General features: G+C 34.5%; 22 protein-coding genes and 1 pseudogene. 15 read left to right on the forward strand and 8 right to left on the reverse strand.

Annotation, left to right across the window (positions count from 1 at the left end):
* Window positions 1–6: 6 nt before the first annotated feature.
* Window positions 7–957 (forward strand): hypothetical protein, encoded by a 951-nt coding sequence (locus MYP_RS13745; RefSeq protein ID WP_045464390.1) that lies wholly within the window; start codon window positions 7–9, stop codon window positions 955–957.
* A gap of 151 nt (window positions 958–1,108) precedes the next feature.
* Here MYP_RS13745 and MYP_RS26100 read toward each other — a convergent pair whose 3' ends face one another.
* Window positions 1,109–1,285 (reverse strand): hypothetical protein, encoded by a 177-nt coding sequence (locus tag MYP_RS26100; protein WP_156140591.1) that lies wholly within the window; start codon window positions 1,283–1,285, stop codon window positions 1,109–1,111.
* Between the two features lie 299 nt (window positions 1,286–1,584).
* Window positions 1,585–1,926 (reverse strand): hypothetical protein, encoded by a 342-nt coding sequence (locus MYP_RS13750; RefSeq protein WP_028980252.1) that lies wholly within the window; start codon window positions 1,924–1,926, stop codon window positions 1,585–1,587.
* Between the two features lie 432 nt (window positions 1,927–2,358).
* On the opposite strand from MYP_RS13750, the gene MYP_RS13755 reads away from it, so the two are divergent.
* Entirely contained in the window at window positions 2,359–4,965 is a 2,607-nt protein-coding gene (locus MYP_RS13755) for a TonB-dependent receptor domain-containing protein (protein WP_081990518.1), read from the forward strand.
* A gap of 94 nt (window positions 4,966–5,059) precedes the next feature.
* On the opposite strand, the gene MYP_RS13760 is transcribed toward MYP_RS13755, so the two are convergent.
* Together MYP_RS13760 and MYP_RS13765 are read right to left on the reverse strand one after the other, a co-directional pair.
* Complete coding sequence (locus MYP_RS13760; protein ID WP_045464393.1) at window positions 5,060–5,521, reverse strand: heme-binding domain-containing protein; 462 nt, start codon at window positions 5,519–5,521, stop codon at window positions 5,060–5,062.
* 26 nt (window positions 5,522–5,547) lie between these two features.
* Window positions 5,548–5,937, reverse strand: a complete 390-nt coding sequence (locus MYP_RS13765; protein WP_156140593.1) for a hypothetical protein — start codon at window positions 5,935–5,937, stop codon at window positions 5,548–5,550.
* A 58-nt stretch (window positions 5,938–5,995) separates the two neighbouring features.
* Between MYP_RS13765 and MYP_RS13770 the strand changes: the two genes are divergently transcribed.
* Window positions 5,996–7,126, forward strand: coding sequence for an LLM class flavin-dependent oxidoreductase (locus MYP_RS13770; RefSeq protein WP_231570049.1), 1,131 nt, complete (start codon window positions 5,996–5,998; stop codon window positions 7,124–7,126).
* A 109-nt stretch (window positions 7,127–7,235) separates the two neighbouring features.
* On the opposite strand, the gene cynS is transcribed toward MYP_RS13770, so the two are convergent.
* The 4 genes from cynS to MYP_RS13790 all read right to left on the reverse strand — a co-directional run bounded on the left by cynS (window position 7,236) and on the right by MYP_RS13790 (window position 12,072).
* Complete coding sequence (gene cynS / locus MYP_RS13775) at window positions 7,236–7,679, reverse strand: cyanase (protein ID WP_045464398.1); 444 nt, start codon at window positions 7,677–7,679, stop codon at window positions 7,236–7,238.
* 69 nt (window positions 7,680–7,748) lie between these two features.
* Entirely contained in the window at window positions 7,749–8,645 is an 897-nt protein-coding gene (locus MYP_RS13780; RefSeq protein ID WP_045464400.1) for a helix-turn-helix domain-containing protein, read from the reverse strand.
* Between the two features lie 206 nt (window positions 8,646–8,851).
* On the reverse strand, window positions 8,852–9,352 hold the full coding sequence (locus MYP_RS13785) for a YidH family protein (protein WP_081990519.1): 501 nt from the start codon (window positions 9,350–9,352) through the stop codon (window positions 8,852–8,854).
* 296 nt (window positions 9,353–9,648) lie between these two features.
* On the reverse strand, window positions 9,649–12,072 hold the full coding sequence (locus MYP_RS13790; protein ID WP_045464402.1) for a mechanosensitive ion channel family protein: 2,424 nt from the start codon (window positions 12,070–12,072) through the stop codon (window positions 9,649–9,651).
* A 366-nt stretch (window positions 12,073–12,438) separates the two neighbouring features.
* On the opposite strand from MYP_RS13790, the gene MYP_RS13795 reads away from it, so the two are divergent.
* The 12 genes and pseudogenes from MYP_RS13795 (at window position 12,439) to MYP_RS13840 (ending at window position 19,261) form a co-directional block, all read left to right on the forward strand.
* On the forward strand, window positions 12,439–12,642 hold the full coding sequence (locus MYP_RS13795; protein WP_045464404.1) for a 2-hydroxymuconate tautomerase family protein: 204 nt from the start codon (window positions 12,439–12,441) through the stop codon (window positions 12,640–12,642).
* 27 nt (window positions 12,643–12,669) lie between these two features.
* On the forward strand, window positions 12,670–13,128 hold the full coding sequence (locus tag MYP_RS13800; RefSeq protein WP_045464406.1) for an SRPBCC family protein: 459 nt from the start codon (window positions 12,670–12,672) through the stop codon (window positions 13,126–13,128).
* A 9-nt stretch (window positions 13,129–13,137) separates the two neighbouring features.
* Window positions 13,138–13,515: an iron chaperone gene (locus MYP_RS13805; RefSeq protein ID WP_045464408.1), complete on the forward strand. Its 378-nt coding sequence runs from the start codon at window positions 13,138–13,140 to the stop codon at window positions 13,513–13,515.
* A 12-nt stretch (window positions 13,516–13,527) separates the two neighbouring features.
* Window positions 13,528–13,989: a hypothetical protein gene (locus tag MYP_RS13810; protein ID WP_045464410.1), complete on the forward strand. Its 462-nt coding sequence runs from the start codon at window positions 13,528–13,530 to the stop codon at window positions 13,987–13,989.
* Between the two features lie 318 nt (window positions 13,990–14,307).
* Window positions 14,308–14,460: pseudogene (locus MYP_RS26940) on the forward strand (TetR/AcrR family transcriptional regulator); the annotation flags it as partial.
* A gap of 172 nt (window positions 14,461–14,632) precedes the next feature.
* Complete coding sequence (locus MYP_RS13815) at window positions 14,633–14,857, forward strand: hypothetical protein (RefSeq protein ID WP_045464412.1); 225 nt, start codon at window positions 14,633–14,635, stop codon at window positions 14,855–14,857.
* A 15-nt stretch (window positions 14,858–14,872) separates the two neighbouring features.
* Window positions 14,873–16,198, forward strand: a complete 1,326-nt coding sequence (locus tag MYP_RS13820; RefSeq protein WP_045464414.1) for a TolC family protein — start codon at window positions 14,873–14,875, stop codon at window positions 16,196–16,198.
* 19 nt (window positions 16,199–16,217) lie between these two features.
* On the forward strand, window positions 16,218–16,421 hold the full coding sequence (locus MYP_RS25120) for a hypothetical protein (RefSeq protein WP_052430202.1): 204 nt from the start codon (window positions 16,218–16,220) through the stop codon (window positions 16,419–16,421).
* A 209-nt stretch (window positions 16,422–16,630) separates the two neighbouring features.
* Window positions 16,631–16,813 (forward strand): HlyD family efflux transporter periplasmic adaptor subunit, encoded by a 183-nt coding sequence (locus tag MYP_RS25125; protein WP_052430203.1) that lies wholly within the window; start codon window positions 16,631–16,633, stop codon window positions 16,811–16,813.
* Between the two features lie 131 nt (window positions 16,814–16,944).
* On the forward strand, window positions 16,945–17,397 hold the full coding sequence (locus MYP_RS13830) for a hypothetical protein (RefSeq protein WP_156140595.1): 453 nt from the start codon (window positions 16,945–16,947) through the stop codon (window positions 17,395–17,397).
* 677 nt (window positions 17,398–18,074) lie between these two features.
* Window positions 18,075–18,647 carry an OmpH family outer membrane protein gene (locus tag MYP_RS13835; RefSeq protein ID WP_045464417.1) on the forward strand — a complete coding sequence of 191 codons (573 nt, stop codon included), beginning with the start codon at window positions 18,075–18,077 and terminating at the stop codon, window positions 18,645–18,647.
* Entirely contained in the window at window positions 18,647–19,261 is a 615-nt protein-coding gene (locus MYP_RS13840; protein ID WP_045464419.1) for a hypothetical protein, read from the forward strand. Before MYP_RS13835 ends, MYP_RS13840 begins: the two co-directional genes overlap by 1 nt.
* The last annotated feature ends 5 nt before the right edge of the window (window positions 19,262–19,266 follow it).

Below are 19,266 nucleotides of genomic sequence, written 5' to 3' on the forward strand. Positions count from 1 at the left end.
ATTCATATGTCAACAAATGAAAACTCAACCAAAAGTGATCTGAAAAAGCTGTTTTTTATAGCTTTTTTATCAATCTCTATTGCCCTGGCTTATTTTATATATAGTGGAGTAGAGAAAAATTCAATTATTATGTCCCAGAGAAACCGCATCTTACAGGACAGTCTCCTAATTGTTAAAAAATCAAGTGAAATTGAAAAGTTAAAAGCTGATTTGTTAGCATTGCAACTGGAGAATGAAGTAATGAAAGATTCGGTAAAGCAAGAGTCTAATAGATTTGCTTTGGTTTTGGGTGAATTAAAATCAAAAGAAACGGAACTGGAATACATTTTTGACGAAATTCAAAAGCAGAAGGCAACCCGTAAGTTAAAGGAAAAAGAGTATGCCCGTAACGAAGCGAATGTAAAATACCTCATTAAAGAGCTGGTTAAATTCGAAGAAGCTATATCTAAAAAAGCAGAGGAAGCAGAAGAGGGTGTTGAATTTGAAGCTAATGCTGCCAGTGGTTTGGATTCTGAAAATACGGACGAAGTCTCTGACGCTTTTTCCAAAACAGCTCCTGTTAAAACAACATTAAAAGTAAGAGAAATCAACATTGTCGCTATTGTTAATGGCAAGGAAATAAAAGCAGATGCTATTTCTTTGAAACCTAAGGATAAGCTTAAATTCAGAATAGTGTTGGCAGCTTTTCCTGAATCATCCAAAGGACGTGTGGAAGTAACTGTGCGTTTAGTTGAACCTGGAGGAAAAACATTGTACAATCCTTTTGAAGGCGGAGGTATGTTAAAAGTCGGGGAAAAGGAAATTCCTTATACTGTTAACAAAGATTTTGAATATTCTGGAAGTAAAAATATTAACTTTGTTTTTGAGAAAGGAAGCGAGTATAAGCCAGGTAAACACCTTATGCAGGTTTATCTGGATGGCAAACTGTCAGGAGCTACAAGTTTTCAGGTAATTTAAAGGTGGCTATATAAAAATGTTGCCGGAATAAGAGCTAGCCTTTATTCCGGCATTTTTATTTGCTATAGACCTCATCCTTTAATTCATCTAAAAAAGTAAGTAAATCTAATACTTTCATTTCGGTTGTCATTTAAAGACTTATTTTTACTATCTACTTTTCGTCTTCCGCTTTCAGGAATAGTTCTTTACTAGATCCGCTCTTTTTTTTAGCCACTTCAGCATCAATTTCCGATCTATAGAAAAAACTTTTTTTGAGCTTGCCAATCAGTTTATCCTTTTCATCAAATATTTCAACTTTAGATAAGAAAATTGAACCAACTCTCTTCACTATTAAACCAGTTTCTCCTGAGGTGGTTTTATTACAAAATTAAAGGGCGTGTTTGTTTTATTTTAAAAAGCCAAGGTTTTCTTCGGTTCAAGTGAGGATTAATTCCTTTGTTTACGGATCAAAGATGTCGCAGTTATTAGGAGCTTTAACATACCTTCTTTTTTCTTTATGAAAAACAATTTTATTTAGAATAGGGCGAATATCAAGTGATTGTTTTTGTATATAAAAATATTGGGAAGTTGCTAAAAAAGAGAATTAATGGTAAAAAAAAAGAGACCAGGTTAAAGGTCTCTGTTTTCTTAGTTCGCAACTACATTTTTTGCCTCAGAAAGTGGCACCAACTTTCTTGCTTTAATGACTTTCCCGGGCGTAGATTCAAAATACCAGCTAACAGATCTGCCAGTACTTTCTGCTCTACATTGAGGGATCAGGTCTAGTGCGTTGTTGTTAGATAATTTTTTTAGAAAATCTTTGAATTTACCAGTGCTGTTTTTATCCCAGTTGCTTATTCCTTTTTTGTAGATAAACTCATACATATCATTTGTACTAAGTGAACCACAATTTTTGTTTTTGTCAAAATGGTCTTGAATGATTTGGGATAATTTGATAGCCTGAATGGTATCTTCTTTAGAAATCGCCATGATTTATATATTATTTCAATTGTTTTGCCTGAGCTAACTAAACTTTAATTTTCCTGAGCTAAAAATGTTTATTTTTTTAACAATTCTTTAACATTAAAGACTTCAAACTTAGCAAAAATGTAATTGTAAAGGTAAAAGAGGTAAGAAAAGATGTTAATTAGAAGGATATTTTTGGGAATGTGTTTTATTATCAGCTTTTTGTGTTGTTTTAGTTTATGATTTTTTTGACAGTTGTAAAGGATTATTGTCTCATTGATTTTGTGACTAAAAGTTTTAATGGAAATTTAATTAGGTATAAGCTTGTCAGGATCTTTGAGTTTCAGAATGTTTACTCCAAGTTAATATACCAACCGTTGATTTTCAAATATGAATGGTTATATACTTTCAACTTTAAATACTAATTTTAAACTGTTTTAAATAAATTGTTAAGAGGTGAAGTACTCAATCGTTTTTTGTATTCTATTAGCATTTTCTAATATCATTTTAGGACAGAACCAGCCACCAGCTGAAAAATCTGCTATACCTGCTCCTTCCAAGGGTAAAGGTAAGATTGAAGGCGTTATTAAAGATTCAGCAAATAGTGCATCTGTTCCTTTTGCAACTGTTGCAATAATAAGCCAGGAATCCGGGAATCCTGTAAATGGTACAATGGCAGACGAAAATGGTAAATTTGATATTACTAAAATTGACGCAGGTGTCTATGATATCGAAATTTCATTTATCGGTTATGATACGAAAGTAATAAAAGGAATCTCTGTTTCTGAAGGCAAAGAAAATATTGACCTTGGTGAAATTAAACTAAGCCAGACCGTTCAGCAATTAAAAGAAGTTACTGTTGTTGGTGAAAAGCCTGTTTTTGAGGAAAAGGTAGACCGGACAGTATATAATGCAGAAAATGATGCAGGCAATAAAGGTGGTGATGCAACAGATGTGTTAAGAAAGGTGCCAATGCTTTCTGTTGATCTTGATGGGAATGTTTCCCTTAGAGGTAGTGAAAACGTAAAAGTCCTCATAAATAATAAACCATCGACAATTACTGCTACAAGCGTTGCAGATGCATTAAGACAGATCCCAGCAGATATGATTAAGTCCGTCGAGGTGATTACTTCTCCATCAGCAAAATATGATGCAGAAGGATCTGCAGGTATCATTAACATTATTACCAAAAAAAATAATCTGCAAGGTGCTATGGTGAGTATTGATGGTAGTGTTGGATTAAGGGCGTCTAGTTTGGGTTTGAACGGCAGCTATAGAAAAGGGAAGATGGGATTTTCTCTGGGAGGTAATGGCAGATGGAGTTATAATACTCCTGGAAGTTTTAGAAATACTCAGACAACAATTAGTGAAACCGGTGAGATGAACGAAAATGTTCAGTATGCAAACACCAGAAATTTCCATGGCTATGGCAATTATCAGTTTGGATGGGACTATGACATTGATAAGAACAACTTGTTGTCAGCCTCTGCAAAAATTGGATTCAGAAATGGCAAGAACTTTCAGGATGATCTTACTACAGAAACTTATCAGGGGGGGGCATTGGAGAACATAGGAATAAGAAATGTCTTCTCCAAAAACAACAATACTAATCTTGATTTTAACCTAAATTATACTCGCCTTTTTAAGAAACCTATGAGGGAGTTGAGTTTTATGGCTTTGTACAGCAGGAGTAAAAGCGTTAACGACTTTACAAATTCTATTATGGACAATTTCGGTCTTGCAACTGTAAGCAGGTTAAAGAACTTAAATGATAGTTATAATCAGGAAGCTACATTCCAGGCTGATTACCAGACGCCTATTGATTCTACTGTGATGCTTGAGGTTGGTGTTAAAAATATTTACAGAAACGTTACGAGTGATTATAAGTATTTCTCTGCTCCGGGCAGTGAGGGGCCCTTTTCTGAGCTGACTAATAATGATTTGAGTAACAGACTTAATTACAATCAGAATGTAGCTTCTGCATACAGTGCGGCAACGGTGACATTAAAGAAAGTGTACAGTGCAAAGGTTGGTCTGAGATATGAATACACCACCATTGATGCAAGACTTCAAAACGGGGGAGAATCTATTGATATTCCATCATACGGTGTACTTGTTCCAAGCATCAACCTATCAAGAAAGCTGAAAAGCGGAAACATTGTCAAAGCTTCATATAACAGAAGAATCCAGAGGCCTTCATTAAGATATCTGAATCCCAACCTTCAGGCAGCGAATCCTCTTAATGTATCTTTTGGAAATCCGAATCTTGACCCGGAATACACTAATAATTTTGAATTGGCTTACAATGCTTATATAAAAAGAAGCTCTTTGACGATTTCTACTTTTGCAAAAAACTCTAATAATGCCATTCAAAGCGTAAGAAATGTAAAGGGAGATACCATCGTAACTACTTACCAGAATATAGGAAGCGAAAACAGTTATGGCTTCAGTATTTTTGCCAATGTTAAGTTATCGGATAAGTTCAGCTTAAACGGAGGAACCGATGTGTATTATGCCGTATTAAGAAATAATGTACCTGACCCTATATACAATGCAAGCAATGAGGGGTGGGTTGCTAATTATAGATTAATGGCAGCTTATAAATTACCTAAAAGCTGGGAAGCACAGTTGTTTGGTTTTTATAGAGGAAGAAAAGTTCAATTACAAGGATATCAGGGGGGATTTGGTATATATAGTCTTACTTTCAGAAAACAACTTAAAGATGGTAAAGGAAGTGTTGGATTGGGAGCAGAAAACTTCTTTAACACTTCATTCAGAATAAGAAGTGAACTTGTGTCTCCTGTTATCAATCAGAAGAGTACCAATGTCCTTCATAATATGAACTTTAAGGTAACCTTCTCTTACAAAATAGGGAAGATGACTATGGAGGATGCAAAACCTAAGAAGAGAAGGAAGCTTATCAATAATGATGATCTGAAAGAGGGAGGCGGAGGTGATGGAACTAATATGTCTGATGTGTCTTCCGGAAGTCAGAGTGGTAGTGAGCAACGTCAGGCACCGGTAAGGGGGAAAGGAAGCGGAAAAGACAATAGGAATAAATAATTAAAGATAACTTTAGGTAAGGTTAGAATTAAATTAACATAAAAAAAAAGAGCAAGCATCAAACTTGCTCTTTTTTATTGCCTCTTGTAAAGCGTTAAAGCCCAGAAGCCTGCAATTTAGCTCTCTCTCTATTAACCCACTCAATAATTTCCTGAGTCTGACTTTCATTTAGTCTTGCCTCTGAATGCATGATTAGATAACTGGATAGCGGCATTTCATGTTTTTCAACTTCTTCAGCAGTCTCCTCTAGTTTATGATCAATCTTCTTTTTGGTATATTTTGAAAAGTCTGAAAAGTTCAAATGCTTTTTACCATCCTTTACATGGTCAGCAAGGAACCATCCAAAAGGCATGATCTCTGAATACAAAGGGTAATTTGTATGATTTGAATGGCAATCGTAGCAAGAAGTCTTCAGGATTTTTAATGTACTTTCCGGAACATCAATATGGTGTGTTACGTCATTTGGAGTATCAGCTAAACCTTGATTTTTTTCTGGTCTAACAAACTGAATTGCAATAAGCAGGAGCAATGCTCCATAAATAATTTTTTTCTTCATTTAAGGTGAAATAAATACGAATATTATTAAAAGTCGATTAGATTGGTTGAACCTTCTCTTTCTCCGTGTCTTACTCTGTCTTTTGACTTTACTTTACTCTTTTGCTCTTCAATATACCTAAGGTATTCCTGATAGCTAAAAGGGGAAAGTACTTGTTTGACACTTATATCTCTGTTTTGCTCTATTGCTTTAGCAAACTTTTCGTTGTCTTTACTTCGATTAAGATGTTTTTCAGAATAGTATTTATTAAAAATAAGAATGAGAGAATCTTTTTTCTGAGGAGTAAGTAGCATCCGGTCGTTAAGTTCTTGTACAGTCTTTTCTGCCATTTTTTGGGAATCCAATTTGTTTTGTGAAAATGACTGAATTGAAAAAAACAACATAAGGAGGGGTGTTGATATGCGTAATATTCTCATGTGTTAGTATATAAATGGTTATTTAAAGGTAGATATTTTTTTTGTGGTAATTCTGAAAATGAGTGGTAAAATTAAAGTTTGGGTGTTGAAAAATGCAATTATGTATTTTACATTAGACTCCTGGAATCCTTGTGATACAAGGGAAACCAAATTAGTTTGTGCTATTGTTGAATATCAGTATGTTAAAGATATTAAAATGTATATAAGTGTTTTAGATCAGTCGCATATCCCTAAGGGAGGGACAGCAGAGCAAGCATTGGCAGCTACTGTAGAACTAGCAAAGCTTACTGATAATCTGGGATATCACCGTTTCTGGGTTTCAGAACATCATAATATGTATTCTGTTGCGGGTTCATCTCCAGAAGTATTATTGGGGTACCTGGCATCTCAGACAAAAAAAATCAGGATAGGTTCTGGTGGTGTTATGTTGCCTCATTACAGCGCTTTAAAAGTCGCTGAAAATTTCAGAATACTGGAGGCTCTGGCTCCAGGTCGAATAGATCTTGGTGTAGGTCGCGCTCCGGGAGGAGATAGACTCACAGCTTCATTGCTTAATCCACATAATCATTTCAGTGAACAGGATTTTATAGAGCAGCTTCAAGATCTTCAAGGTTATCTCAGTGATTCCCTTAAGTCTGAATCTGATAAGGGAAAGGTGTTGGCAACCCCTGTTGTTAAAGGTATCCCGGAACAATGGGTATTAAGTTCCAGTGGACAAAGTGGTTTGTTTGCTGCACATTTGGGAATGGCATTTGCTTTTGCCCATTTTATTAATCCTAACGGAGGAGCAAGGGCTGTGGAAGTTTACAGGAATTACTTTAAACCTTCTGAACAGCTCAGAATACCCAGGGTATTGGTTGCTCTTTTTATGTTTTGCTCCGACTCAAAGGAAAGGAATGAACAAGTGAAAGCTGTGTTAAATTACAGATTTTTGCAGCTTGAAACTAAAGGCCGGTTTGATCCTGTTACCTTCGAAGAAATTAAAGATGTAAAATACAGCCCGGCTGAAGAACAAAGGATTACCTTTAATAGTCATCGCTTTGCAATAGGAACTCCGGAAGAGCTCAGGAAGCAGCTGACTATACTTGCCGATGAATACGATGTCAATGAAATTATGGCAGTAAATGCAGCATTTGATTTTGAGGACAGATTGAAATCTTATGAGTTATTTTCCAGCGTCTTTCGGTAAGATTGTTAAGAATGAGGTTAAAACTATTTACCTCTTTTGCTGATATTAAAAAATCGAAATCATCCCTGCAAAATGTTGAAATTTTGCAAGGATAATTAAGGGCATTTTATTACCATTTCTTATATGGTAGAAACTTCCCGTTCATTGTCACAACAACCCGGTCCCCTTTGGGGTCTTCTACCTTATCGACGTTCATTGTAAAATCAATGGCACTCATAATTCCGTCTCCCATTTTATCCTGAATTACTTCTTTAAGTGTAGGTCCATAAACAAAACAAATTTCAAAGAATCTGTATATAAGAGGATCTGTAGATATTTCCTGACCTGGTCCTTTGGTTGGGAAAACTTGTAAGGTATTTACTACTTCAGAACTTAGGTCCAGAAAAGTGCCCAGTTTTTCTGCTTCTGATTTAGAAAGTGTATTTTGTCCAAGACATGCAGAGGTTGTAAAAACTTCAGAAAGACCAATGCAGTTTGATATTTCTTTCCATGTGGTTTTCTTTTTTGTTTTTGCTGTAATAATGGCTTCGGTCATTTCGATTTTGCTGATCATAATTAATTTAATAAAGGTTATGGTATAATTTTAAAGTCTGCGTCAAAAGCCAAGCCAAGCCAAGGAGTTTTAACTGATGCATTCTGAAAGTTGTACTATCCTGAATTGCTCAGGAGTCATGGTAGTCAGCTTTCTGAATAATCTTATGAAATATGAGTTATCCGTATAATTAAGACTATATGCAATTGAACTGATTGAATTGTCTGAATAAACCAAAAGCCGCTTGGCTTCAAGGATCAATCGTTCCTGTAATAAATCACCCGGAGTTTTATTAAGGGCTTTTTTACATAGCGTATTCAGCTGTTTAATGGAGATATTCATAATGCTTGCATATTCGGAAATTTGCTTATGCTCCTTATAATGCGCATCAATTAATGTCTCCAGCTTATGCAACTGATTCATCTGGTATTGCATAAGACCGGATGCTTGCTGATTTCCGGTATATTTTCTTTCCAGTTCGATCAGCAGCATCTTAAGATTAAGCCTGATAACATCATGGAATAATTTTCTTTTGTTCAGATACTCATCATCAATCTTTTTAAATATGTTTGAAACCTGTTCAATATCCTCTTCTTTAATCTCCATGCAGGGGGAATTGATATGAGTATAGAAGAATGGCAGTGTTAAAAGTTTATTGTAATTGAAGTCCAACTGAAAGTATTCTTTGGTAAAGAATAAAATGTATCCATTAATGTCAGAAGATAAATTCCAATGATGTACTTGTCCGGGAGATAACAGGAATAAGCTGCCGGCTTTCACGTGGTAATTTTTAAAATCAATGCTATGCATTCCAGATCCACTTGTTATGAAAAGTAAAATAAAGAAATCATGTCCATGAGGCCTGTCCAGAAACAAATTGTCTTTTAGGTGCTTGTCCAAGTTTCTGATGTAGAAACTATTACCACAATGGTGGCAATGATTGTAATCTTCAAAATTACTGATCGTTAATACTGGCAGATCTTTCATATGATTTCTTTGATTAAAGGTAAAAGATAATTTAAGGGAATTACAGGACAAAAAATCCCTTGTGCAGGATAAAAATAACTTTTTTAATTTTTGGTCAAAATTTTAGGGGTATTTATGGTGTTTTTATGTAAAATAAAGATGTTTTGGTGTTGAATATGATGATGTTTTTTGTGTTTAATAGTTTTTTTGGGGTGTTGTTGTCTTTTTTAAGGAAGGTTGATGTTAGGTTTTAGAACTTGGATTCCCATATATATGGCGGCAAAAATCCCAGCAAAAAGTAAGAGTGTAGCAATAATCAATGTGAAGGAAACGGGAAACTTATCTTCATCCGGAAGGAGGCCCTTATTCATCATATCTTCTCTTTCAATACGGATCTGTTTCATAAACCTTACCTGATAAGCGATTCCAATGACTAGCATTAAGATGCCAAGTATAACAAGGATGAATCCTAATATTCTAGGCATCAGTGATCTCCAATGTTTATGGAATTCCTCCTTTAGGTGCCAGAAAATCTGGAAAATTGTGAATCCGAAACTTATCAGAGACAGGGAAGTTCGGATAACAGCCATTAATGTTCTGTCTGCGCTCAGACGAGTTCTCTGAAAAGCTAATCCTGTACGCTGAGATGCAAAAAGAAATGAAGCATGTACAGGATTTTTAGTAAGAAGTTTGTTAAAGGAAAGTTGGGGTTTATCGTCGTCTTGCATAATATCCCTATAGTTTCATTGACTTCATTAGTTTGGATATAAACTGTTTCTTTGTTGGAATGTTTTTATCCCATAAAGAGTATATCAAAGGGAAAGGGCCAATAATGTAGAGTTATATTAGTTGAAATGAACTTAATGTTTATTAACCCAGATTTATTTAAATTTCACAATGGTAGAAATTTTTAGCAGGAAATACTTAAAAAAAATAAGAAAGAAATATGCCTTCCCAGAGTCTAAATTTCATAAAATGAAACTTTGGGAAGGCAAGCTTATAGGAAAGATTCCTCGATATATTATTATCCTTTTATTGAAATATTAATTTCTCCAAACTCTTTAAATAAATGATAGATGATGTTACTTTTTGCTTCCTCCGCCTTGTAAACATCTTTACACCAAAAATGTATCTTTAATTCGCATACTTCTTTTTTAAGAGCTATAAATTCGATTTCGGGTATTGAGTTAGCTTTTACATAGGACGAAGAGGATATGGATGTTTTTATGGTATTAGAGATTTTTTCAATATCCTGATTTCCATTTACAGTCATTGAAATAGCAAGCCTTTGCTGTGTATTGCTTAAAGTCCAGTTAGTAATGTGTTGAGATAAAATATCACCGTTAGGAATAATCACTTCGGCACCGTCGCCTGTTAATAGCGTACTTGAACGAATCCCGATCTCTCTGACTTTTCCTGTTTTGTCTCCGATTTCTATAGAGTCACCAACCTGAAGAGGTCTGTCAAAAATAAGAATAATACCAGATACAAAGTTTGTAACGATATTCTGCAAGCCAAGTCCGATACCTACACCAAGAGCTCCTAATACAATGGTGATTTTATCAACAGGGAGTCCTGATGCTGTTACAGCAAGCAAATAACCTGCGCAAAGAACCACAAGTCTTGCTATGAGCATTCTTGAGCGTTGATTCTTGTTTTGAATATCTTCATTACCTGTATCTCCGAAGAAATATCCAACGTATTTCTGAAGCAGGTGAGCTACCCAGATAATGAGGAAAAATAATACTACCCCTCCAAGTGTGAAGCTGGCGCTACCAATAGCTCGTTGTTTGGTCATAAGAATAGCAACGGCATCTTTGGTAGTATTATATATATTCAGGTTTGTTGTAAATACGATAATCCATAACAGAATAACAGTAAACATTACAAGTCCCTGAAAGTCTTTTATGACCGCATGAAAATCAAAATTAGTTTTAAAGCCTTGTCTGATTCTGCTTGTTTCGATTTGGAGTAGTATTGCTTCTATGAATATCTTGCTGAATATAGCAAGACCTATAGCTTGTGTAAAGGAGAATATGGCAGTGTTTCCAAGGATTTGAGACAGTGAGAATCGTCCAAACACGTTGAACAGGATTGCAAGGATGTTCATTACATTATGCAGGATAATGACAAATTTCAGGAATCCACGCAACTGCAAATGATTCTTTAAGCCTCTCAGGAATAATGATCCGAATATAACAGAAAGTACATTGAGTAAAATAAGGCCGAATCTCTGAATAAGGCCTGGAAGTAGTATATATTGGGTAAATGAAAAACAAATGTAAAGGACTATCATTGCAAGCCAATAAATAAAGAGGTTTCTTGGCCATTTCTTAAAGCAGATGAATGTAAGAGTCAGAATTAACAAAAACTGCATCGATTCTATATAAACCGAAGGTGCATCCAGATCAAAAAAAGGAGCTAATGTAAATATGAGAACAAAGGATGACGCAATAAAATGAGGATAAAGGTATTCAATCTCCAGATATTGGACCTTATCCAATGAGTCTGATATTTTTAACCTGTATATATTTCTGTAAAGCCATATTCCAAAAATAAGGCCGATAACAAGCAGAAATAGTCTGTTGTTAAGACTGTCTTTAAAATAATAATTAAGTGCTTTTCTTTCACCAATACGAGCTTTCTCATATGATTGCCGCAATTGATTTAATGATTGATGCGGCAATGGCTCCCAAAGGTAATAAGTTTCCTTGCTGAATACCCTGGAGAATGAGGTAAGCAGAAGGTTGTTAACTTTTTCAAGCAAGGTAGATGTAATTACAGCATTGGCTGAATTATGCGTCTGGAGTAAATTAATGAGTGTAATACTTTCTTTTAATCTGGAAGTTCCGGCGCGCCATGCCTCCCGCATTTCTTTTAGCTGTGGAGCAAAAAGTTTTCTGTTAACAGAATCACGCATCAGGCTTCTGATGACTGTATCTTTCATCATTACCTTCAACTCATTTTTTAAACTATTAAGAGTAGCTTCTGCACTATCGAGTAGGTGGCTCTGTTTTTCTATATCGTTATGAATGTCATTTAATAAACTCCGGAACATCTGAAGATTTCTGAGCCCCAGAGCCTGGCTGTTGTTTAGGATATTATCTTTTAAAACGAGTAATGCAGAGTCACTGTCAGCAAGTTTTCGCTGGATATTACGAATGCCAGGACCCAGATCACTTTTGTTTTTAATCAAAGAGAGAATAGCATAATTTTTCTCTATGCGAATCTGATAGTCACTGCTTGTAAGTTTTGTAGAATCTGAGAAAATTGCAGCCAGGTCAGAGTTTTTTCGGAATCCTCGTTCTCTTTTTTTTGTGAGGGAATCTTGTTGAGTTATTAAAGTGTCCGAATGGGTTTTAAGGCTATTCTGACTAAAGGACTGAATAATTAATATAAAACAGAAACTGAAAATCAGAGAGAAGGAAATAATTCTTTGCATCATCATAGTAGTTGTAAAGTAAAAATAAACAAGTAAGCAGGGATTTCAAAAGGTATCAGAGCTTGTTCACCAAAGAAAAAACATTTACTGGAATGAAGTTTTTTATATTCAGGTTTTTATGGATTCGTTTAGTTTATAAATTTTTGAACAAATGATTATTAATTATTAAAAGAAGTGAATTGTCATTGTAGATGAATGATATAGGTTATTGATGAACAATTTGATAGTGAATTTATTTGTATTTGAAAAACTTTGTTCTGAATATTAGCTATTGGAAAATTATCTGATTTAAAGACAGATTTTCTATTAGACAAAAAAGGTTTGAATAATTAATATTCTTTTTATAGATTCATTTTTATAGATCAAAACATTATGCCATACGTCAATATAAAAATTACCGATGAGAATGTGACATCGCAGCAGAAAGCTGAATTAATCGAGGGTGTTACGGAGCTACTTAAGATAGTTCTTAATAAAAATCCAGAAACAACAGTTGTAGTCATTGATGAAGTATCGACTGATAACTGGGGCATAGGTGGCCAGCAGGTTACAGAGAGGCGTAAGAAAGGGAAGTAAAACTTTAGAATAAAAAATAAGATAAATATGAAAGGTTCCGAATGTCAAATGCTCATCAGAAAATCCGCTGAAAAGGTTTTTGAAGCCTTTATAGATCCTGAAATTACAAAGAATTTCTGGTTCACTTATGGAAGTGACAAGCTGGAGGTTGGTAAGAAAGTAGTCTGGAAATGGGAAATGTATGACGTTTCTACAACTGTAATTGCTAAGGAGATAATACCTGGCAAGAAGATCATTATCGAATGGGATGAGCCTGCTACAACTGTAGATTTTGATTTTAAAACCCTGAGCGATGGTTCTACTTATGTTACGATTAAGCACTTTGGGTTTAATCAAACAGGGGATGAGTTGCTTGAAGCAATTAAAGATTCAACAGGAGGTTTTACAACAGTATTGGATGGCCTAAAGGCCTTTCTTGAGCATAATATCAATCTTAATCTTATAGCTGATAAATTTCCAGCTGAAGTTATGAAGCACGGAAAATAAATCTTAAATATGGAAGCTCATAAGTTCAAAACTGTTGATGAATATATAAGCTCATTTCCTCCGGAAGTAAGACCAATTCTTGAGAAGCTTAGGCAAACAATTATTAAGGCTGCTCCAAAGGCTGAAGAAGTGATCAGTTATAATATGCCAGCTTTTAAGTTAAATGGAGCTCTTGTTTATTATGCTGCTTATAAAAAGCATGTCGGTTTTTATCCTACAAACTCCGGCATTACAGAGTTTGCTGATGAATTAGCTGATTATAAAACTTCAAAAGGTGCTATACAATTCCCTTTAGATAAGCCTTTGCCAACTGGTTTGATAACAAAGATTGTCAAATTCAGGATAGTGGAGAATAATGCAAAAGCACTGGTTAAGAAGCAAAAGTAGTTTTATATGATAATGAATAAGGCTCTTTGCTTTTTTATTGTTTTAATTGCTTGTATAGCCTGTTCAAACCGAATAGAAGAAAGAAAATCAGAATATGATTTGCTGATTGGAAAATGGAGGGCTGAGAAGATTGTATTTACGGGACTTAGTTCTTGGTTCGAAACTTCTTTTTCTGAAGGTGAATCAATCGATAAAAGGTTTTTGAATAAACAATTTACGATTGCTTTGATGCCTGATTCAACTTTTATTTTAGATAATAGGCAGGAGGATAATTTTAGTGGTAAATATAGAGTAAATAGGGACATGATATTTTTAAAAGATCAGGATATTCCATATCTGTATTTTAAAATTGATAGTTTAATAAATCATAACCTCTGTCTGCAACTGAATTATGCAATGTTTTACACTGTAGAAAATGATTCTATTTTTATCGTACGAGGTCCTCATGCGAAAATAGTTATGAAAAAGGAATAGGTCTTAGTTCTTATTTTTTGTTATAAATTTTCCTTTTCTCTTACTACCAGCTTATAAAAATATTTTAATTTTTAGTTTATGCATTTGAATTTTAGGTTGTCATAATTTTCTTCAAAATTCCTTCAGAATTATAATGGTCTATTCCGGTAATTATCCTAAAAAGTAATTCTTCATACTGAGCATTTTTATGGAAACTTTAGTTGTGTATTTGACTTATTTTGCCAGAAAGTTAAAAAAATAAAATGCTTGAACTTCTTCAAATACGGATAATGTTAAGGTGAATTCAATTCTGGATGCTGCTATAAATGCTTTGGTTATTATGAATTTGCAAAGACAACCATAGTAGAAATTGTTTCGGATGTAGGATTGTCCAAGGCTTCCATTTACTATTATTTTGCAGATAAAGACGCATTATTTAGTGCGGTTGTAAAAAGAGAGCTGGATGGATTTTTTCGCGATATCAAAAAGTAAATTATTGATAATTAAGGCACAGTAAAAAATAAGCTTGTTCAATATACGAATAAAAGGCATGAATATTTTTTGAATGTGTTTGTGAATCTTGGAAAAATTAAAATGAGCCTGGTGACAGTAAAACTTCTCTTAGGGGGATCTCCTGAATAATTTTTTCAAATCAGGAGTAGCATTGGTTTCTAAAATTTTGAAAGAAGGGGTAAACAATAATGAGTTTAGGGATATTGATGTCTCTGAATACGCTGATTTGTTTATTTCGACGATGAATGGATTAAGAAGCATTACAATCAAAAACAAAGATTCTTATCAGCTTGAAAAAAGTGATCTGGATTTAATTGAAAAGCGCATCAAAAATCTGAGAGGAATTTTTATTACAGGAATACTTAAAAGCAAATAAAGACTTTAGAAAGCAATGCTACCACTAAAAAAACGAGTAATCGCTGCTGCATTAATTATAACAGGGCTTAATTCAGAGGTATCTCTCGCTCAGAATACAAAATTTCTTACTCTAAATGAGGCTGTAGAATTATGTCTGCAGAATAATAAGCAACTTAAATTAAATAAAGTGAAAGTTGAAGCTGCTACTGCTTCAACTGTGGAAGCCAGGGAAAGACGACTACCTGATCTGACCGGATCTGCAAACTATATTCGACTGACAAAGCCAACAATCGGTGGTCCTTTAGGCAATACGGTATCGCCGGATATTAATGAGGCAGCTTATGCTATAGTAAGTGGCTCAATACCTTTATTTACAGGGTTCAGAACAAAAAATGGGATCGAGTCTTCCAGATATCTTGAAGAAGCGACAAAACTTGATGCTGAAAATGATAAGGATGCTATCATTCAAAATACTGTAGCGGCTTATAGTAACTTATTCAAAGCTCAGTCAACAGTTTTAATTGTAAGAGAAAATCTTAAACAGGCGGAATTGAGAACTGCTGATTTTACAAACCTTGAAAAAAATGGTGTTATAGCTCGGAACGACTTGCTCAGGGTTCAGCTTCAGCAGTCTAATGTTCAGCTTGCCTTAATGGATGCTGAAAGCAATCAGAGGCTGGCAAACCTTAATATGAATATTATGCTTGGACTTGATGAAAATACTTTGCTTCAACTTGATAGTACATCTTTTGTCGAAATTAATGATGCAAGAACGTTTTCTGAGTTTGAGCAGGTAGCGCTTACGAACAGACATGATCTCGCAGCACTTAAGTACAGAGAGCAGTCAGCTTCAGCGGGAATCAGAATGGCAAAGGCAGACTATTATCCTTCCTTAAAAATAACAGGCGGATATTTTGCAGCTAATATTCCACATTTGTTTTCTATTTCAAATGCATGGAATGCAGGACTTGGGTTAAGTTATAATGTTGCTTCGGTATGGAAGACGGGAGCAAAGGTAAAGTCAGCTAAAGTCCGTCTGGCAGAAGTTAAAGCCAGTCAGGATCTGATGAATGACAGAGTAAAAATGGAAGTAGCCCAGGCTTTCGAAGGATATGTTTTGAGTAAAAAGAAGATAGAAGTATATGCTCAGGCCCTTGAACAGGCAACTGAAAATAACAGAATAACAAAAAGTAAATATCGCAATAACTTGGTCACAACAACAGATCTGCTGGATGCTTTTGTGCAACAATTGCTGGCTAATCTGGACTATGCAAATTCTAAAGCAGATGCGGTAGTTGCGTATCGCAGACTATTACAAACATCAGGTGTTGCTAATAACGAACCTAAAAATAATTATTAACATAGTTCCAAATTTCATTATGGAAACTATTGAAATTGTCGAAAATAAATCTTCTAAAAAAATGAATAATGAGAGTACCACTAATGAGCAGGTAGCTGTTAAAAATAAAAATAAAACTTTTGCTATTATCCTTGTAGTCCTTGTTGCACTTGGGGGATATTATGGTGTCAGCAAGTATATTCATGGAGAGCAGAAAAGGACTTTGTCCGATATTCAGATCTGATCAAAGTTCATTCTATCAGTCAGGTCCAATATGAGCAGGCTCTTGCTGAAAATCAAACAGCAGGTCATCATCTGAAAGTATTGGAAGATAAGAAAAGAGCAACTGAAAGCTAGTCTAAAGCAGTTGCATCTCAAACCAATGCTACCATACAACAGATTAAAGTGGCTTTTTCTATAATCAAACAATGAGAAGCAGATCTTGATATTGCATTGCTGAACCTTTCTTATACTGTAATTGCTTCTCAAGCGGATGGACAGGTTTCTGCCATCAATCTTGTACCAGGGCAACTTGTACAGGCAGGACAGCAGCTGTGTAATATTGTTGTTAGTGATAAAGTATGGGTTACCGCTAACTTTAAAGATACGATTGTTCGGATCAACCTTACACAGTAATTGTCGCAACGGGCATGCTCCTCTTTTTTATCTATATTTTCTGGGCATATATGATATTGTCTCCATACACCTCTGGTGATGATTTCTTCTGAGTGCTGGTAACAAGAGGAGTTGGACTGGCATTATTATTTATGCCAATAACCAATCTTTCGCTTTCAGGACTGAAAGGGCCGGAGATAGGACAGGGAGCTGCGTTTGCAGGATTGATGAGGCAGTTAGGCGGTTCATTCGGGATAGCAATTATTAATACTTTTATTGTAAGGAAAAGTGTTCAGCACCGTTCTGACGTTGTATCTCATTTAAGTGTTGATGGTATAAATGCAATGGATAGGGTTCATGAAATGCAGCAAGGCTTTGCAGCAAAAGGCTTTTCAGCGGAACAAGTACTGGCAAAAGGTTGTAAACTGTTGGACTTAGGAATAACCAAACAAGCGATGGTTTTATCTTATATGGATGCATTCCTTTATCTTGGAATTCTGTTTTTAATATATGTTCCCTTTGTATTGATTTTGTTAAGAAAAAATAAAGGCGCAAATGTGGACTTGTCCAGCACATTGATTTTTTGTTTGTTTGTGGTGTGTTAAATTGGAGCCAGTTCAGAGATGAGCAGGCCCTATTTTAGTATTAGAGTTGAGTGTATCATTATAGAGCTAGCGGGCATGAAAGTTTGATATACTATTTAACAAGCTCTGAATAAATTAACAATAAAGTTTAAGGATAAAGAATTCTATAAAAATCAAATATGACTAAAATTATTGGCAGGCGGCTTCTATCAAAACTTGAAATGCAGACTTAGTAGGTGTTTTTGATCATATGCTTTTTCTTAGCCTCGATTAGTGAGGGTCAATTGTAGTTAAATACATTAAATTGTCTTTTTCTTTGAAATTGGTAATGAATTGTATGTTTAAAGTACAATTATAAAATTCTACCTATGTTATTTGTCATTTAGTCCAAAGGTTCAGATATCTATTTTTTATTTATTAATTGAAAAGAAAGTGTGATGTTAATGTTTGATTTTAATTATTCACATTTTTATTAATTGATTAAATTTTAATACATATTGAAATAGTTAGTGTAATATTTGTTTTTATAAAAGCATTGCTAAAATAAATAAATGTTTAATATATTTGTACATCTTTTATTGTCGTTAAATTTTTTGAAATTTATTTTTTGGTTATAAATATTACATGGTCGTATTGACTTTCAATTTCGACGAATTCAAAAATGTTATTATTTTCATGCATTATTTTTTAGTGAAGTTATGAGTTCATTCAATAAAGTAGATTTTAATAAAAATATTTTTTGGAGTGTTTTTATTAGCCTTTTTTTAATTAGTGTAATAAGTTTATCTTTTTCACTTTATCTTTTTATTAGGACACCTAAAATAGCATATGTCTATAATAGCAGGATACTTTCTGAATATAAAGGTGTAAAAGAAAGTAGTAAGGCTTATGAACAAAAGGTCAAGGCATGGCAGGCCAATATAGATACTTTGGGGGCAGGGCTTGCTCACGAAATTAAAATTTTTAAGCAGGAATCATCCAGGTTGCCTTCAAATGAAAGAAGAAATAGAGAGGATGCTCTCAGAAAGCGGGAACAGGAGTTGTTGAATTATAAGGCCGCGTTGGAAGAAAAAGCGGATGAGGAAAAGGAGCTTATGGGGGCCTCTGTATTAAATCAGATCAATAGCTATATTCTTGAGTATGGAAAGAGGAGTGGCTATGATTATATTTTTGGAGTTGCAGAGAATGGTAATCTGCTTTATGGTCGCGAGGGAGATGATATTACCGACGAGGTTTTGAAGGTGTTAAATGCCAAATATTCCGGAAAGTAATGAGGAAGTATTTTTTTGCTATAATCAGCTTGGTCAGTGGATTGAGCTATTATTCCTGTTCGCATCCCAAAACTATTGCTGAGTATAAAGCCTGGTTTAATGATCAGGAAAACGGATTTATAAAAACAAAAGAAATTAATAATCTGATTTTTTCAGTTCAATACCGTCCTGTGGATTTATTTTTATCCGGTGAGCTAGATCCGGGTAAAACATATACAGACAAAGAATTGGACTCGTTACGTGAAGGCTATAGAGGAAGTAAATATTTTGTTTTGGAGATAGCCATACAAGATAAAGAGGTAAGAGATAAGAATGGTCTACTTGAAAAAGAATTATTTTTAAATGCTTTTAGTGGCAAAGCAAATACAATTGCTTCAAATGTAAAGCTGGCGATAGATGGGGACACTATTTCACCTTCAATTTTTCATGAAGAAAATGGCTATGAACTTGGCTCCAGAAAAAGAGTACTGTTTGCTTTTCCATCTCAAAAGTCGAAGGATGTTTTTAACATGAATTTTATTTATAACGATGAGATTTTTAATTCATCAATTTTAAACTTCGGTTTTGAGATTGACGAGGATAAAGTACCTGAACTTCCAATAACACTTAAATAAAGTAA

It is taken from the genome of Sporocytophaga myxococcoides (assembly GCF_000775915.1).
Classification (GTDB): domain Bacteria; phylum Bacteroidota; class Bacteroidia; order Cytophagales; family Cytophagaceae; genus Sporocytophaga; species Sporocytophaga myxococcoides_A.

Bases quoted from the DNA above. Each gene is read 5' to 3' on its own strand.
- MYP_RS13830 (WP_156140595.1), top strand. From the start codon at position 16,945: ATGCCAATAACCAATCTTTCGCTTTCAGGACTGAAAGGGCCGGAGATA.
- MYP_RS13790 (WP_045464402.1), bottom strand. From the start codon at position 12,072: ATGATGATGCAAAGAATTATTTCCTTCTCTCTGATTTTCAGTTTCTGT.
- MYP_RS13835 (WP_045464417.1), top strand. From the start codon at position 18,075: ATGAGTTCATTCAATAAAGTAGATTTTAATAAAAATATTTTTTGGAGT.
- MYP_RS13810 (WP_045464410.1), top strand. From the start codon at position 13,528: ATGAATAAGGCTCTTTGCTTTTTTATTGTTTTAATTGCTTGTATAGCC.
- MYP_RS13840 (WP_045464419.1), top strand. From the start codon at position 18,647: ATGAGGAAGTATTTTTTTGCTATAATCAGCTTGGTCAGTGGATTGAGC.
- MYP_RS13770 (WP_231570049.1), top strand. From the start codon at position 5,996: ATGAGTGGTAAAATTAAAGTTTGGGTGTTGAAAAATGCAATTATGTAT.
- MYP_RS13780 (WP_045464400.1), bottom strand. From the start codon at position 8,645: ATGAAAGATCTGCCAGTATTAACGATCAGTAATTTTGAAGATTACAAT.
- MYP_RS13800 (WP_045464406.1), top strand. From the start codon at position 12,670: ATGAAAGGTTCCGAATGTCAAATGCTCATCAGAAAATCCGCTGAAAAG.
- MYP_RS13745 (WP_045464390.1), top strand. From the start codon at position 7: ATGTCAACAAATGAAAACTCAACCAAAAGTGATCTGAAAAAGCTGTTT.
- MYP_RS13795 (WP_045464404.1), top strand. From the start codon at position 12,439: ATGCCATACGTCAATATAAAAATTACCGATGAGAATGTGACATCGCAG.
- MYP_RS25120 (WP_052430202.1), top strand. From the start codon at position 16,218: ATGGAAACTATTGAAATTGTCGAAAATAAATCTTCTAAAAAAATGAAT.
- MYP_RS13820 (WP_045464414.1), top strand. From the start codon at position 14,873: ATGCTACCACTAAAAAAACGAGTAATCGCTGCTGCATTAATTATAACA.
- MYP_RS13765 (WP_156140593.1), bottom strand. From the start codon at position 5,937: ATGAGAATATTACGCATATCAACACCCCTCCTTATGTTGTTTTTTTCA.
- MYP_RS13750 (WP_028980252.1), bottom strand. From the start codon at position 1,926: ATGGCGATTTCTAAAGAAGATACCATTCAGGCTATCAAATTATCCCAA.
- MYP_RS13785 (WP_081990519.1), bottom strand. From the start codon at position 9,352: ATGCAAGACGACGATAAACCCCAACTTTCCTTTAACAAACTTCTTACT.
- cynS (WP_045464398.1), bottom strand. From the start codon at position 7,679: ATGATCAGCAAAATCGAAATGACCGAAGCCATTATTACAGCAAAAACA.
- MYP_RS13760 (WP_045464393.1), bottom strand. From the start codon at position 5,521: ATGAAGAAAAAAATTATTTATGGAGCATTGCTCCTGCTTATTGCAATT.
- MYP_RS13805 (WP_045464408.1), top strand. From the start codon at position 13,138: ATGGAAGCTCATAAGTTCAAAACTGTTGATGAATATATAAGCTCATTT.